The organism is Aquaspirillum sp. LM1 (genome assembly GCF_002002905.1).
Taxonomy (GTDB): Bacteria; Pseudomonadota; Gammaproteobacteria; order Burkholderiales; family Aquaspirillaceae; genus Rivihabitans.
Map to the genome: position 1 here is coordinate 1,465,168 of NZ_CP019509.1, position 14,340 is coordinate 1,479,507.

Annotated in this window: 11 protein-coding genes and 1 pseudogene; 7 read left to right on the top strand and 5 right to left on the bottom strand. The window is 62.0% G+C overall.

All coding sequences use genetic code 11. From position 1 onward, the window contains the following. Positions 1-153: 153 nt before the first annotated feature. Positions 154-1,140, top strand: coding sequence for an IS5 family transposase (locus BXU06_RS06265; protein WP_077297860.1), 987 nt, complete (start codon positions 154-156; stop codon positions 1,138-1,140). 567 nt (positions 1,141-1,707) lie between these two features. Here BXU06_RS06265 and BXU06_RS06270 read toward each other — a convergent pair. Further along, positions 1,708-2,700 carry an alpha/beta fold hydrolase gene (locus tag BXU06_RS06270; RefSeq protein WP_171982130.1) on the bottom strand — a complete coding sequence of 331 codons (993 nt, stop codon included), beginning with the start codon at positions 2,698-2,700 and terminating at the stop codon, positions 1,708-1,710. A gap of 272 nt (positions 2,701-2,972) precedes the next feature. Here BXU06_RS06270 and BXU06_RS06275 point away from each other — a divergent pair, with 272 nt between their 5' ends. Together BXU06_RS06275 and BXU06_RS06280 are read left to right on the top strand one after the other, a co-directional pair. Further along, positions 2,973-4,205 (top strand): nucleoside recognition domain-containing protein, encoded by a 1,233-nt coding sequence (locus BXU06_RS06275; RefSeq protein ID WP_077297864.1) that lies wholly within the window; start codon positions 2,973-2,975, stop codon positions 4,203-4,205. Positions 4,206-4,503: 298 nt separating this feature from the next. After that, positions 4,504-6,468 carry a methyl-accepting chemotaxis protein gene (locus tag BXU06_RS06280; protein ID WP_077297866.1) on the top strand — a complete coding sequence of 655 codons (1,965 nt, stop codon included), beginning with the start codon at positions 4,504-4,506 and terminating at the stop codon, positions 6,466-6,468. 91 nt (positions 6,469-6,559) lie between these two features. On the opposite strand, the gene BXU06_RS06285 is transcribed toward BXU06_RS06280, so the two are convergent. Together BXU06_RS06285 and BXU06_RS17315 are read right to left on the bottom strand one after the other, a co-directional pair. Continuing rightward, a complete protein-coding gene (locus BXU06_RS06285; RefSeq protein ID WP_077297868.1) occupies positions 6,560-6,862 on the bottom strand; it encodes an antibiotic biosynthesis monooxygenase in 303 nt (100 codons plus the stop codon). 99 nt (positions 6,863-6,961) lie between these two features. Continuing rightward, a pseudogene (locus tag BXU06_RS17315) lies at positions 6,962-7,114 on the bottom strand (hypothetical protein); the annotation flags it as partial. Positions 7,115-7,225: 111 nt separating this feature from the next. Between BXU06_RS17315 and BXU06_RS06290 the strand changes: the two are divergent. From BXU06_RS06290 to BXU06_RS06300, 3 genes are all read left to right on the top strand, one after another. Continuing rightward, the gene (locus BXU06_RS06290; protein WP_077302702.1) at positions 7,226-8,500 is read left to right on the top strand and encodes an RNA-guided endonuclease TnpB family protein; all 1,275 of its coding nucleotides are present in this window, start codon (positions 7,226-7,228) and stop codon (positions 8,498-8,500) included. Positions 8,501-8,524: 24 nt separating this feature from the next. Continuing rightward, positions 8,525-8,902, top strand: a complete 378-nt coding sequence (locus tag BXU06_RS06295) for an EAL domain-containing protein (protein ID WP_077297870.1) — start codon at positions 8,525-8,527, stop codon at positions 8,900-8,902. A gap of 150 nt (positions 8,903-9,052) precedes the next feature. Continuing rightward, positions 9,053-9,322 (top strand): hypothetical protein, encoded by a 270-nt coding sequence (locus tag BXU06_RS06300; protein ID WP_077297872.1) that lies wholly within the window; start codon positions 9,053-9,055, stop codon positions 9,320-9,322. Positions 9,323-9,554: 232 nt separating this feature from the next. On the opposite strand, the gene BXU06_RS06305 is transcribed toward BXU06_RS06300, so the two are convergent. Beyond that, the gene (locus BXU06_RS06305; RefSeq protein WP_077297874.1) at positions 9,555-9,941 is read right to left on the bottom strand and encodes a hypothetical protein; all 387 of its coding nucleotides are present in this window, start codon (positions 9,939-9,941) and stop codon (positions 9,555-9,557) included. 345 nt (positions 9,942-10,286) lie between these two features. Between BXU06_RS06305 and alaS the strand changes: the two genes are divergently transcribed. After that, entirely contained in the window at positions 10,287-12,923 is a 2,637-nt protein-coding gene (gene alaS, locus BXU06_RS06310) for an alanine--tRNA ligase (protein WP_077297876.1), read from the top strand. Positions 12,924-12,977: 54 nt separating this feature from the next. Here the strand turns inward: alaS and BXU06_RS06315 are convergent, their stop codons facing one another. After that, complete coding sequence (locus BXU06_RS06315; protein WP_253189535.1) at positions 12,978-14,315, bottom strand: deoxyguanosinetriphosphate triphosphohydrolase; 1,338 nt, start codon at positions 14,313-14,315, stop codon at positions 12,978-12,980. Positions 14,316-14,340 lie beyond the last annotated feature (25 nt).

Genomic DNA, 14,340 nt, shown 5'->3' on the forward strand with positions numbered 1-14,340 from the left:
AAAGGATGAATGAAACAGCAGCATGGGCTAGTAGCCAGTCACCATGATATGAATCGACTGACAGGCGATTAGGGATGCGCTGATTTATTCCCCGACAGCTGGCCCGAAGCCTCCTGATCTGCGAACATCAGTACATTGAACGTGGATGGTCACATGACAAAGCAAGCCAGCTTTTCCGAACTGGAATACACAACCAAGAAGAAGGTCACGCGGCGCGACCGGTTTCTTGACGAAATCAACAAAGTCACGCCATGGGCCGCCTTGGTCGCGCAGATTGAGCCGTTCTACCCGAAAGGAACAGGCCGGGGCCGACCGCCGATTGGCGTAGCGCGGATGCTGCGAATGTACATCGCCCAACAATGCTTTGGACTCTCAGACGAAGGCATCGAAGACGCCATCTATGACAGCCAGGCCATCCGGGGATTTGTTGGCATAGACCTGTCGCGGGAGTCTGCACCAGACGCCACCACCCTGCTCAAGTTCCGCCGCCTGCTGGAAACGCACCAGCTGACCGAGCGCATCTTCGAGACCATCAACGCCCTACTGGCCGCGAAGGGCCTGATCCTCAAGGAAGGCACGGTTGTTGACGCCACCATCATTGCTGCGCCGTCCTCGACCAAGAATCGAAGCGGTGAGCGTGATCCTGAAATGCATCAGACCAAAAAGGGCAACCAGTGGTACTTCGGCATGAAGGCGCACATTGGAGTGGATGCTGAAACGGGCATCGTGCATACCCTGGTCACCACGTCAGCCAACGTCAGCGATGTCACCCAGGCGCATGCCTTGCTGCATGGAGAAGAACAGTTTGGCGTTGGCGATGCCGGCTACCAGGGTGTTGAGAAGCGGGAGAAGAACCAGGGGCTCAAGATTCAATGGGAAATTGCCATGCGTCCGGGCAAGCGCAAGGCGTTGCCGGATACGCCGGTTGGGCGACTGCAGGAGCGGATCGAACAGGCCAGGGCCAGGATCCGGGCCAAGGTTGAACATCCATTCAAGATCATCAAGAACCTCTTCGGCATGAAGAAGGTGTCCTACCGTGGGCTGGCGAAGAACACGGCGCGGCTGTACACGCTCTTTGGATTGGCGAATCTGCTGATTGGCAAGTCCTGGAGCGCTCGCAATGCCAAAAATGCGTCCTGAAGAGACAAAATGAGGGAATTTGCTGTGAGATAGCGTGACTTCTGACTGAAACTGGCGATGGGGCTGGTGTTTTTTACTCATCGACGCCTCACTGCTGAATTGATGTAGGCTGCGTGGCTCGCCTTAAGCCAGATGTTGGTTTGTTCAGCGCGTCCTTAGAGCGCTTTCGGCATGAGTTTCACCTCAGGTGTCGTTCCCGCGAAGGCGGGAACCCAGACCGCGCCACAGCGTGCGCCGTGGGCATGGGACGGGACGGTCGTGAGCGCTCACCCCGCTGCACGCTGTGGATGCCCCTGGATTCCCGCCTGCGCGGGAATGACGCGGTGGGGCGCGGCGAGTGGTTCGTCGTGGAACGTGAGCCATCGTGTTTCAACGTGACTGGCTACTAGGTGTCGCATCAGGCACACACCCTGTGACTGCTTGAGCATGTCGGCATTGCGGTGTCTGAGCGGGCTGCCGTCACCTTTTGCAATGCTGGTGATGGCCGAACCGATGCACGGCGGGCCATGGCAAGCGTGGCGGCCAAGTGCATGTTCGGCCCCGATGCATTCCCAATGCTGCCCAACGCTATTTCAGCGCGGGCAAGTCTTCTCCCAGACGAATCAATTGGCCTGCCTGCAATGGCACATGCAAGGCCTGACGCACGGCTTGCACCGCCAGCGCCGGGCGGTCGGCGGTCAGGCTGTGGCCGCCGTGGGCCACCTGAATCAGCGGTGCGCCCAGCGCGGTGGCCAGCGCCTGGCCCAGCGGCAGCGGAAACACCGCGTCAGCCTCACCCCACACCACCACACTGGGCGGATGGATACCCTGCATGCGCGTGCGATAGCTGTCGGTGTGTTGCAACAGCTCATCCATCAGCGCCGTCAGCCCGGCCTGACGACCTGCGTAGTAGCGCGCCAGCATGTCGTTAAGCAGCCAGTCGCTCACTTCCACCGGCTGGCTGCGGGTCATGCCAATCAGCCGGCGCATGTCGCTGGCCGACTGTGGCACAAACAGCTGGGTGGCGGACTGCACCCCGGCGCGGCGCAGCAGGCTGTGCAAATCCTGGTCACGGTAAATTGGGCCTGGCGAATTGATGATCACCGCACGGCTGACGTGTTGCGGCAGGCGGCGGGCCAGCTCCAGCGCCAGAAACCCGCCATAGGAAATGCCCACCACGCTCACCCGCTCGATCCGGCGTTCACGCAGCAGCGCTTCCAGCGCGTCGGCCTGGGCGTCCAGTGACGGCGGGCGCGACGAATGCGAATCGCCAAAGCCCAGCAGGTCGGGCGTCAGCACCCGATGGTCGGCCACCAGATCGCCCATTACCGTGCGCCAGTGCAGCAGGCCGTTGCCGCCAAAGCCGTGAATCAGCAGCACCGCATCCCCCTGGCCACCCTCGCGGTAGGCCAGTTGCCCGCCCTCGCCCAGCGGCAGCTGGCGGGAGACAAAGCCCTGGGCACGGCTGGCCGAGGCGGTCCACCAGGCATGCAGGGTAATTGGCGAGCAGGCAGCCAGGCTGACCAGCACAAGCAACAGAACGGCCAGCGGCAGGCGCATGCGGCGTAGGGTGGATTTCATCAACACACTTTCATGGAATGCGAGGGCAGAACGGGCAGGTCTTTTACCATGGCCGACCGGCATAAATCAATCAAATGGCATGACTGGCCACGGCATATCGCTGCAGAATGGGGCGCACGGCGTGGGTGCTGCCCGTATCCGCCGCCGCCCCGCATGGCAGGCACGCGATGCAATTCCCCTGCCAGCCACGACAGGGCAAGAACGAGACAGTATGATGCGCAACCATGCCGTGACGGCCAGCTTGGCTGACGCGGCGCTCGGGGAGTGGAATCATGTTATTGAATGTCATCTGGGCCGGCCTGATCCTGTGCGCCTTGCTGGCCGCGCTGGTGCAGGCGCTGTGGCTGGGCCAGGCCGGGGTGTTTGCCGAAATGGTCAAGGCACTGTTTGACGCCAGCAAGACCGGCTTTGACATTGCCCTGGGCCTGACCGGAGTGATGACCCTGTGGCTGGGCATCCTGAAAATCGGTGAACGCGCCGGGTTGATTGCCCTGGCGGCACGCGCGCTGGCACCGTTGTTTGCCCGGCTGTTTCCTGGCATCCCGCGCGATCACCCGGCGCTGGGCAGCATCACGCTGAATATGGCGGCCAATATGCTGGGGCTGGACAATGCCGCCACCCCGCTGGGGCTGAAGGCCATGCGTGAGCTGCAAACGCTCAATCCCCATCCGGACACCGCCACCGATGCGCAGATTCTGTTTTTGGTGATCAACACCGCCTCGGTCACTCTGTTTCCGGTGACCATTTTTGCTTACCGCGCGCAAATGGGTGCCGCCGACCCAACCGATGTCTTTATCCCGCTGCTGCTCACCAGCTATATCGCCACCCTGTCTGGCGTGCTGCTGACTGGCATGATTCAGCGCCTGCGCCTGTTCGATCCGGTAGTGCTGGCTTATCTGGGCGGACTGAGCGCGCTGGTGCTGGGCAGCGCCTGGTGGTGTGCCCGCTTGCCTGCCGAGGTGATGCAGGCGCAGTCGTCAGTGCTGAGCAATGCCCTGCTGCTGGGGATGATCGGCACTATGCTGATTGCCGCGCTGATCAAGCGGGTGAATGTATACGACAGCTTTATTGATGGAGCCAAAGAAGGGTTTCAGGTGGCAGTGGGGATCATTCCCTATCTGGTGGCCATGCTGGTGGCGATTGCGCTGTTTCGGGCATCCGGGGCGATGGCGCTGTTGATCGACAGCCTGAAGCAGCTGGTCAGCCTGGGCGGCTGGGATACCCGCTGGGTGGACGCACTGCCTACCGGCATCATGAAGTCGCTGTCTGGCAGCGGTGCGCGGGCGCTGATGCTGGACACGCTGAAAACCGCCGGGGCAGATTCATTTGCCGGGCGGCTGGTGTCCATTCTGCAAGGCAGCAGCGAAACCACCTTCTATGTGCTGGCGGTGTATTTTGGCGCAGTGAATATCCGCCACACCCGCTATGCTGCAGGATGTGGGATATTTGCCGATGTGGTGGGTTTTATCGCGGCAGTGGGCGTGGCGTATGTGTTTTTTGCCTGAAACGCAGCATGGCGTTTTGCTGGGCGGAACAACCTGGCCGTTAAAGGCAGGGCGCTGCGTATTCTGCCCCGTTCAATCCGACCTAAGTCAAGCTTTCCCTGGTTTTCTCATGCAGTGCAGCAGCGCGTCAGTATAATCCTTGCAACCATTGTAGGATTGTAAAGCTGCGTGACTGCTGATAGGCAGGTTGCGCAGCACGCCGGCAAAGAGACAGGAATGGCCACGCCATCGCGGTGGCCGTCTTCCCTGAGCAGGCTTATCCGGCCTGTGTGATTCAAGTAAGGAAAAAGACCTCATAATGACCGACCGTCTGACCCTCGGCCAACGCCTGCTGCTTCTGGTTTGCCTGCCTTTGCTGGGCATGATGGGCTTTGCCGGGCTGGCTGCCTGGACCCACTGGCAGGAAGCCGCCAATATGCAGCACGCCGCTGCGCTGATTGAACTGTCCACGCGCACCGGGGATGTGATTCACCTGATGCAGGTGGAGCGCGGGGCAAGCGCCAGCGGCGGCGAGCCCCTCAAGCAGGCCAGGACGGCGCTGGACACCGCGCAGCAAGGCATGCTCGCCGCCGCCGAGCAGGCCAGCCTGAGCGAGGAAGACCGCACGCTGGCCAAGGATGAGTTTCAGGCGCTGCAGGCGCTGAACGCCTTGCGCCAGCAGGTGGACCAGCACAGCGGCACAGCCACGCAACACCAGGGGCAATATACCGCCCTGATTGAAAAGCTGATGGGCCTGGCTACCCTCACCGTGCAGCGCAGCACCCATGCTGAAATCACCCGGCAAATCACCGCGCAACTGGCGCTGCTGTGTGAAAAGGAATTTGCCGGACGCGAGCAGGCGCTGCTGGCCAGTGCGCTGGCACGGCAAACGCTGGACGACGCCAGCCGCCGGCAGGTGCAAGAAGGCATGGGCCGTCAGCAAAGCTGTTTGAGCCAGTTCAGCTCACTGGCCACCCCGGCGCTGCGCGATGCCTATCTGGCAATTGGCACGATTCCGGCCTATCAGGAAGCGCTGGCCTTGCGGGAAAAAATTCTCACCGCCGGTCCGGCGCAGTCCGGCATCAGCCGGGAGGTCTGGTCTGCGGCGGCAGCCAGCCGGATTGAAGCCATCAAGGGCATGCTCGACACCTTTTCCCATGCCATGATTGCCCAGGTGTCCGAAATGAACGACAGCGCCAGACAGCGGGCGGCCTTGTCTGCCGGCGCGGCGGTGCTGACCACCCTGGCAGCGATTGTGCTGTCGATGCTGACCATGCGCGCGCTACGTCGCGAGGTGCGCGCGCTGCAAAGCGTGATGGACAACACCAGTCATTCGCTGGATCTCACCTTGCGCGCCAATCTGCCAGGGCAGGATGAAATTGCCGGTATTGGTCGCTCGTTTGACCAACTGGTCGACGCCTTTGCCCGCGCGCTGTCGCAAGTGGAGCAGGATGCCCGCCGGCTGGCCGACGCAGCAGGCAGTCTGTCGTCGCTGTCGCGCCAGGCAGCAGCAGGCTCGACAGAGCAAACCCACGCCTCCAGCCAGATTGCCGTTTCCACCGAAGAAATCAGCACCGGCATCAACCATGTGGTGGACAGCGCTACCGCCAGCGAAGCCTGCGCCAGCGAAACCCGCCGCCAGGCCCATGCTGGCCGCGACAGCATGCGCCAGGCGGCGGATGAAATTGTCGAAATGGCCGACGCCGTCAACCATGCTTCAGACAAAATTCATCAGCTGAACCAGCGCTCGCAGTCCATCAGCCAGCTGATTGGTGCCATTCAGGGCATTGCCGATCAGACCAATCTGCTGGCGCTGAACGCTGCGATTGAGGCCGCCCGCGCAGGTGAACAGGGCCGGGGCTTTGCCGTGGTGGCCGACGAAGTGCGCAGCCTGGCCGAACGCACCAGCCGCGCCACCCAGGAAATCACCCTGCTGATTGAAGCCATCTGTAGCGACACGCAAAGCACGGTGGAAGGCATGCAGGAGGTGAGCCAGCGCATGCACGAGGGCCTGGCCCGGCTACAGGAAACCCAGCATGTGCTGGAGCATATCGAAGCCACCGCCGACGATGCCCTGGAAAAAGCCTCGTCAATCAGCCACGCCATGCGCGAACACAGCCAGGCCAGCCACGATGTGGCGGAGAATGTGGCGCGGATTGCCAGCCATGCGCAGGAAAACAGCGCGCTGATCGACGAAGCCTCCAATATTGCCCAGACCATGAACGGCACCGCGCAAGAGCTGAATACCCTGGTTGGGCGCTTTGTGCTGCCCCGTCAGGGCTGAATCCAGGCAGCCTTCACTGCCCTTATGCACCCCATGCCACCGCCTGCCGCGCTTTGCCCGGCGGGCGGTGTGTTTTGTTCAGGATGGGCGCTCAGATCACGGCGGTGAACAGCTCCAGCTGCGGCGGCCCCAGATACAGCTCGCGCCGGGCACCGGCATTGGCGTGTGCCTGACGGAAGGCGTCGGAGCGGGTCCAGTCCTGAAATGCGCTTTCCGACGCCCATTCGGCGTGCGAGGCAAACAGGGTGTATTCATCAGTGCTGGCACCTTGTAGCAGATGAAAGCGGATAAAGCCGGGCACTTGGTCCAGATAGCTGTTGCGTTCACGCCAGATGGCGATAAACGCGGCTTCTTGGCCACGGACAATGCGGAAACGGTTCATGGCAAGATACATGACGGACTCCTGTGGGGGCTGTGGGGGTAAGGTAACGCCATCATACTGGATGGCTGGCGATGGAGGGCCTGGTCGGCACAAAACCGCATCAGCCCTGATTCAGGCGGGTTTGTCTGCCGGCGGTGGCAGGATGAACTGGCCTGGCCGCTGGCCCAGCCGGCGACCCACCGCACGCAGGATTGCCCAGCCATGGCCCAGTTGGGCGTCACGCGCGCGCAAGGCGGTGCGCAGCGCCAGGGCAAAGCTGACAACAGTGAGATTGACCCGGTGCGCGGCAAGCCCCGCCGTTCAGGGCGGGGAAGGATAGCGCGGACGGCGTAGCCGTCCTTGCCGTCGATGGGGGTAGGTTGTATAAAAACCAGTATGCAACGCCTTCAAGCCTACAAATACGAACTGATGCCGACCGGCCAACAGCAGCGCGACATGCGCCGCTTTGCTGGCTCGTGCCGTTTCGTGTTCAACAAGGCATTGGCCTTGCAGAAGGCGCGCTACGAGCAAGGCGAGAAGAAGCTCGGCTACGCAGGGCTATGCAAGCTGCTCACCGAGTGGCGCAATGGATCTGAAACGCCGTGGCTGGCCGATGCGCCGGTTCATCCGCTGCAACAGACGCTCAAGGACCTGGAGCGCGCTTACGCCAACTTCTTCGCCAAGCGGGCCGACTTCCCGCGTTTCAAGAAAAAGGGCCAGTCCGACAGCTTCCGTTATCCAGACCCGAAACAGATCAAGCTCGACCAGGCCAACAGCCGAATCTTCCTGCCCAAGCTCGGCTGGCTGCGCTACCGCAACAGCCGGGAAGTATTGGGCGCGGTGAAGAACATCAGCGTGAGCCAGTCTTGCGGCAAATGGTTCGTGAGCATCCAGACCGAACGCGAGGTCGAGCAGCCCATCCCGCAGGGTGGTGCAGTCGGCATCGACCTGGGCATTGCACGGTTCGCCACGCTCTCGGACGGCACGTTCCATGCCCCGCTCAACAGCTTCAAGCGACACGAGACGGCCTTGCGCCGCGCGCAGCAGGCGATGAGCCGCAAGACCAGATTCAGCCACAACTGGAAGAAGGCGAAAGCCCGCGTCCAGAAGATTTATTGCCGCATCGGCAACGCCCGCCGCGATTATCTGCACAAAGCCACGACCACGATCAGCCAAAACCACGCGATGGTGTGTATCGAGGACTTGCAGGTGCGGAATATGTCCAGGTCGGCGGCAGGTACAACCGGGCAGCCGGGCAGAAACGTTCGGGCAAAATCCGGGCTGAATAAGGCTATTCTGGATCAAGGATGGGCCGAGTTCCGCCGCCAACTGGACTACAAACTGGCGTGGAACGGTGGACATCTCATCGCCGTGCCGGCGCAGAACACCAGCCGCAGGTGTCCATGTTGCGGCCATGTGTCGGCGGACAACCGCCAGACGCAGGCACGGTTCGAGTGTGTTAAATGCGGTTTTAAGGAAAACGCCGATCTGGTCGGCGCGATCAACGTGCTTCGCCACGGCGAAGCGCTACTGAGTAGCGAAGGGCAGGACGATGCCCGGATCGCCTGTGAAGTGAGCGGTGCAGTCATGCTGCCAGCAGCAGGAACCCGCCGAAGCGACTTATGCCGGCTCGATGCCGGGATGAGCGCCGTAGGAATCCCCCGACTTTAGGCGGGGGAGGATGTCAACGAAAGCATGTTCATGGACCAGATTGAACAGTCGATCCACACCATGCAGCAGCTCAAGGACTTTGGCGTGCGTCTGTCAATCGACGACTTTGGCACTGGCTATTCGTCGCTGGCCTATCTGAAGCGCTTTCCCATCGACAAGCTCAAGATCGACCAGAGTTTTGTCCGGGGCATTGCCCACGACGCCAGCGACCGCGAAATCACTGCCACCATTGTGGCCATGGCGCGCAATCTGGGCCTGGAAGTCTTGGCTGAAGGGGTGGAAACCACTGAACAGCTGGCGTTCCTGCAGCAGCTGGGCTGCCAGTTTTATCAGGGCTACCTGTTTTGCAAGCCGCTGCCGGTGGAACAACTGCACGCCTGGATGGACACTCGTCCGCTGTAGCGTGCCCTGCCGTGGCCGATTGTTTGTTACAATCCGCCCTTGCGCCATGAAACGCCTGCTGGCGCTTCACCGGGCCTGCCCCGCCGACACGCCATCTGCCTGTCCGGCCTCCTTCGGCGTCTTGCGCCGTCACTTTTGCAAAGCCCGCCCATGAAAAAAACCGATCTGTACAAAAACCTGGCCCTGAAAATCGAAAATCAAATGAAACAAGCCGGCACGCCGGACCGCTTTGCCCAAGGCGAAGTCCTCGACCGCAAAGCACAACGCAAGCTCGACCAGTCGCAAGGGCTGATTCCGTTTGCCGTCAAACTCAATCAAGACTTGGTAAATGAACTGCGCACCCTGGCCACCCAGCGTGAAGTGGATTTAAACAGCCTGGTAGCCGAGCTGCTGCGCAAAGGCCTGGCAAGCGACGCATAATATCTGAAAGGCATTGCCCGGCCTGAATGAGATCCGGGCAATATCTGCTTGTGCCCTGCCTGCTTGTGCTGAGTGTCGTGGTCTAATCTTGAGGCCGGGATAAGCGCCGTAGGAATCCTTCGTCTTCAGGCGGGGGAGGATGTCAACAGTACGCCGAACTGTTGCGAGCGGCGCTCAAGCGGCACGCACCGGACGGGCGCGCCATGCCCAAAAATCAGGATGGTGGGTGGCGTTAAAACAGCCAGCCGGTGTCGCTGGCCGTGGAAGTCAGCTGGATATCCGGCCCCGCGTCTGCCGGGCTGGACATCCAGCGGCTGACAGTGGCTTCATCCAGCGGCAGGCTGGGGCGCAGCTGGTGCAGCACATCGCCACCCAGGGTGTTCAGCCCGGCAATCCGGCTGAACATCTGCTCCAGCTCCGGGGTAAAACTGCCGCTGGGCAGGCCCTGTTGCTGGGCTTCGTTCCAGCATTGCATGAAATGCTGCTCAAGCTGGCCCAGTTCGCGGCCCAGCGAGGTGAAAAACTGTTCGGCCCAGGCCAGATCCGCGCGCGGGAGCACCGGCAGTCCCCCCAGGGACAGGGATTCACCGTTCAAGAAAAGCTCTGAAGTATCGGACATGTACACAACGCCAAGAAGTTGTTTGGTTTGAATAAAACACCAGTAAGCACATATTGTACCGTGTCTGCGCCAGATTGGAACCCACTCCTGACGCCAACTCGCGGATAATTAACCTTTATTAACTTTTTTCTACCTGGGTTAACCGTCGATGGGCCGCTGCTCGTGCCCGATGCGGCGCTGCCTCTGCCGGCTGATGCGGCGTTGCCAGCCGCGATGGCCCCCTTGCCAGCGGCCTGCCTTTGGCTGCAAACCGGTGATTTGTCTACCAGGCCGAATGAGTGTTTGCGCTGACAGGGTTTTTCATTGGAAAATCCGGTTTTGACTTGCCATCCAGACTGATTACGCATGAAAGCTTCCGAAATCCGCCAGAAGTTCCTCGACTTCTTTGCCAGCAAGGGCCACCAGATTGTTTCTTCCAGCTCGCTGGTGCCGTGGGAAGACCCGACGCTGCTGTTCACCAATGCCGGGATGAACCAGTTCAAGGATGTGTTTCTCGGTTTTGACAAGCGCCCGTATACCCGCGCCACCACCAGCCAGAAATGCGTGCGCGCCGGCGGCAAGCACAACGACCTGGAAAACGTCGGCTACACCGCCCGCCACCATACTTTCTTTGAGATGCTGGGCAACTTCAGCTTTGGCGACTACTTCAAGCGCGACGCCATCAGCTACGCCTGGGAATTTCTCACCAGCCCGCAATGGCTGGGCCTGCCCAAAGACAAGCTGATGGTCACCGTCTACGCCAGCGATGACGAAGCCTTTGACATCTGGAACAAAGAAATGGGCGTGCCGGCGGACAAGATTGTGCGCATTGGCGACAACAAGGGCGCGCCGTATGCGTCGGACAACTTCTGGCAGATGGGCGACACCGGCCCGTGCGGTCCGTGCACCGAGATCTTTTACGATCACGGCGCCCATATCTGGGGCGGCCCGCCCGGCAGCCCGGAAGAAGACGGCGACCGCTTTATTGAAATCTGGAACAACGTGTTCATGCAGTTCAACCGCACCGAAGACGGTGTGCTGCACCCGCTGCCCAAGCCCAGCGTGGACACTGGCATGGGTCTGGAGCGCATCTCGGCTGTGCTGCAACATGTGCACGCCAACTACGAAATCGACCTGTTCGTCAATCTGCTGAAGGCCGCCGCACGCGCCACTGGCGTGGAATACAGCCAGGAAACCCCGTCGCTGAAAGTGGTTGCCGACCATATCCGCGCCTGTTCCTTCCTGATTGCCGACGGCGTGCTGCCGTCCAATGATGGTCGCGGCTATGTGCTGCGCCGCATCATCCGCCGCGCCATCCGCCACGGCTACAAGCTGGGTCAGAAGGGCCTGTTCTTCCACACCCTGGTGGCTGATCTGGCCGCTGAAATGGGTGATGCCTACCCGGAACTGCGCCAGCAACAGGCCAGGATCGAAGACGCGCTCAAGCAGGAAGAAATCAAGTTTGCCGAAACCCTGGACAAGGGCATGGCGCTGCTGGAAGGCGCGCTGGCTGGCGAGCAAAAAACCCTGGATGGTAAAGTGGCCTTCCAGCTGTACGACACCTATGGCTTCCCGCTCGACCTCACCGCCGACATCTGCCGTGAGCGCGAGATCGCCATCGACCAGGCCGGCTTTGACGCCGCCATGGATGCCCAGCGCGCGCAAAGCCGTGCCGCCTCCAGCTTCAAGATGGGCGGCCAGCTGGACTACAGCGGTGCCGACACCCGCTTTGACGGCTACACCCTGAGCAGCAGCCCGGCGCATGTGCTGGCGCTGTACAAGGACGGCCAGCCGGTGAACGCGCTGGCGCAGGGCGACGCGGGCGTGGTGGTGCTGGACAACACCGCGTTTTACGCCGAAGGCGGCGGCCAGGTGGGCGACGTGGGTGAAATCGTCGCCACCGGCGGCCTGGATGCGCTGTTTGACGTGAAAGACACCCAGAAAGTCACCGCCAGCGTGTTTGGCCATCACGGCGTGCTGGCGCGTGGCAACCTGACCGTGGGCGACAGCGTCACCGCCAGCATCGACCTGCACGCCCGTCGCGCCACCCAGCGCAACCACTCGGCCACCCACCTGCTGCATAGCGCGCTGCGCCATGTGCTGGGCAGCCATGTGCAGCAAAAGGGCTCGCTGGTGAATCCGGAACGCGCCCGCTTTGACTTTGCCCACGGCCAGCCGGTGAGCGCGGCGGAACTGGCCGAGGTGGAGCGTCTGGTCAACCAGGCAATTTTGGCCAACCACGAAGTCAAGGCCGAGCTGATGAACCAGGACGACGCGCTGAAAGCCGGCGCGATGGCCCTGTTTGGCGAAAAATACGGCGATGTGGTGCGCGTGCTGAGCATGGGCGATGTGTCGATCGAGCTGTGCGGCGGCACCCATGTGGGCCGCACCGGCGATATCGGCCTGTTCAAGGTGCTGAGCGAAGGCGGTGTGGCCGCTGGCGTGCGCCGGATTGAAGCGGTGACCGGCGAAGGCGCGATTGCCCATATCCAGACGCAGGACGCCCTGCTGCGCGAGCTGTCTGCCACGCTGAAGGCGCAAAGCCTGGACGACGTGGCCGGCAAGATTGCCGCCATGCAGGATGGCGTAAAAACCCTGGAAAAAGAACTGGCCCGCCTCAAGGGCAAGCTGGCCGCCAGCGCTGGCGACGAACTGGCCGCCCAGGCGGTGGACATCGGCGGCGTCAAGCTGCTGGCCACCGAGCTGGAAGGTGCCGACGCCGCTGCGCTGCGCGAAACCCTGGACAAGCTGAAAGACAAGCTCAAGTCCGCCATCATCGTGCTGGCCAGCCGGGGCGACGGTAAGGTGCAGCTGGCGGCCGGCGTGACCGCTGACCTGACCGGCAAGGTCAAGGCCGGCGAGCTGGTCAACTTTGTCGCCGGCCAGGTCGGCGGCAAGGGCGGTGGCAAGCCGGACATGGCCATGGCCGGCGGCAGCGAACCGGCCAAGCTGCCGGAAGCGCTGGCCAGCGTGGTCGCCTGGGTGGGTGGCAAGCTGGGTTAAGCGCTAGCTGCATTGAAAAAAACCGGCGATTGCTCAGGCATATCGCCGGTTTTTTTATAAAATCCCCACCCCGGAAATCTCCCGCGCCAGGCCGGCAGCGGCGTTGTCGGTCATGCTGCCCACCCAGTCCAGCACCTGCATATAAGCGGTATACAGCGTGTCGTGGCGGCTGGGCGGGCGGTCGAGCAGGGCCAGCTGAATCTGCTCGCGCGGGCTGAGCTGGCCATGGGTCACAGCGGCATGGACCGCTGGAATCACCGTATCCAGCAGCACGCCCAGGCAGGGATAGGCGGCCACCTCGGTAACCAGCTTGGTGCGATGGCGGTAGATTTTCTGGTTGGCCAGCGCCTTGGCTTCAATCAGCACATCGCGCACTTCGGCGCGGCAGACGGCAATCAGGTCTTTGGCGGCAAAGCGGCCTGTCAGCAGGTCGTCATGGTGGGCCATAAAACGATCGGCCACTTCCGTCACGCACTTGCCCACCACTGTGCCGCGCATGGCCGCACATTTTTGCCGGGGATCGTCAGTGGACCACACCCGGTCCAGCTCCACCAGCGGGCCAAGCAGGCGCTCAAATTCACCCGCGCTGAGAATGCCAATTTCCGCCGCGTCTTCCAGGTCAACAATCGCGTAGCAGATATCATCTGCCGCTTCCATCAGATACGACAGCGGATGGCGCGCCCAGCGTTCGCGCTCCAGCGCAATCAGCCCCAGCTCTTGTGCCACCGCCTCAAAATAGGGCAGCTCGGTGCGGTAGAGGTTGAACTTGCCGTCTCGCGGCGAGCCTTGCGCCGTCCACGGGTATTTCACCAGGCTGCCCAGCGCCGCACTGGTCAGGCGCATGCCGCCGGCGTGGGCGTACATTTCCAGCGTGGCCAGCATACGCAGGCCGTGGGCATTGCCTTCGTAGGTTTGCACATCGCTGCGTTCGCCATCGCTCAGGCCGTGCAGATAATGCGCGTGCTCGGGCCGGCGAAACCAGTCACGCAGCGCGTCTTCGCCGGTATGGCCAAACGGCGGGTTGCCAATATCGTGGGCCAGACACGCCACCTGCACCACACTGCCAATATCAAACGGGGTGAAATCCGCTGGCAACTGCTGCCCCGCCGCCAGCATCGCCCCCACCCGATTGCCCAGGCTGCGGCCCACGCAGGCCACTTCGATGCTGTGGGTCAGCCGGTTATGGGTGTGGTCGTGGGCCGCCAGCGGATGCACCTGGGTTTTGCGCCCCAGCCGGCGAAACGCGCTGGAAAACACCACCCGGTCGTGGTCGATATGAAACTCGGTGCGCAGCCCGGCCATGCTTTCCGGATTGGCCGCTGCGGGTGCCAGCACCACCTGGCCGGCGTTCAGCTGAAAACGCTGGGTGGACAGCAGGGCGGTCCAGTTCATGCGGGGAGACATCATCGCGGAGGGC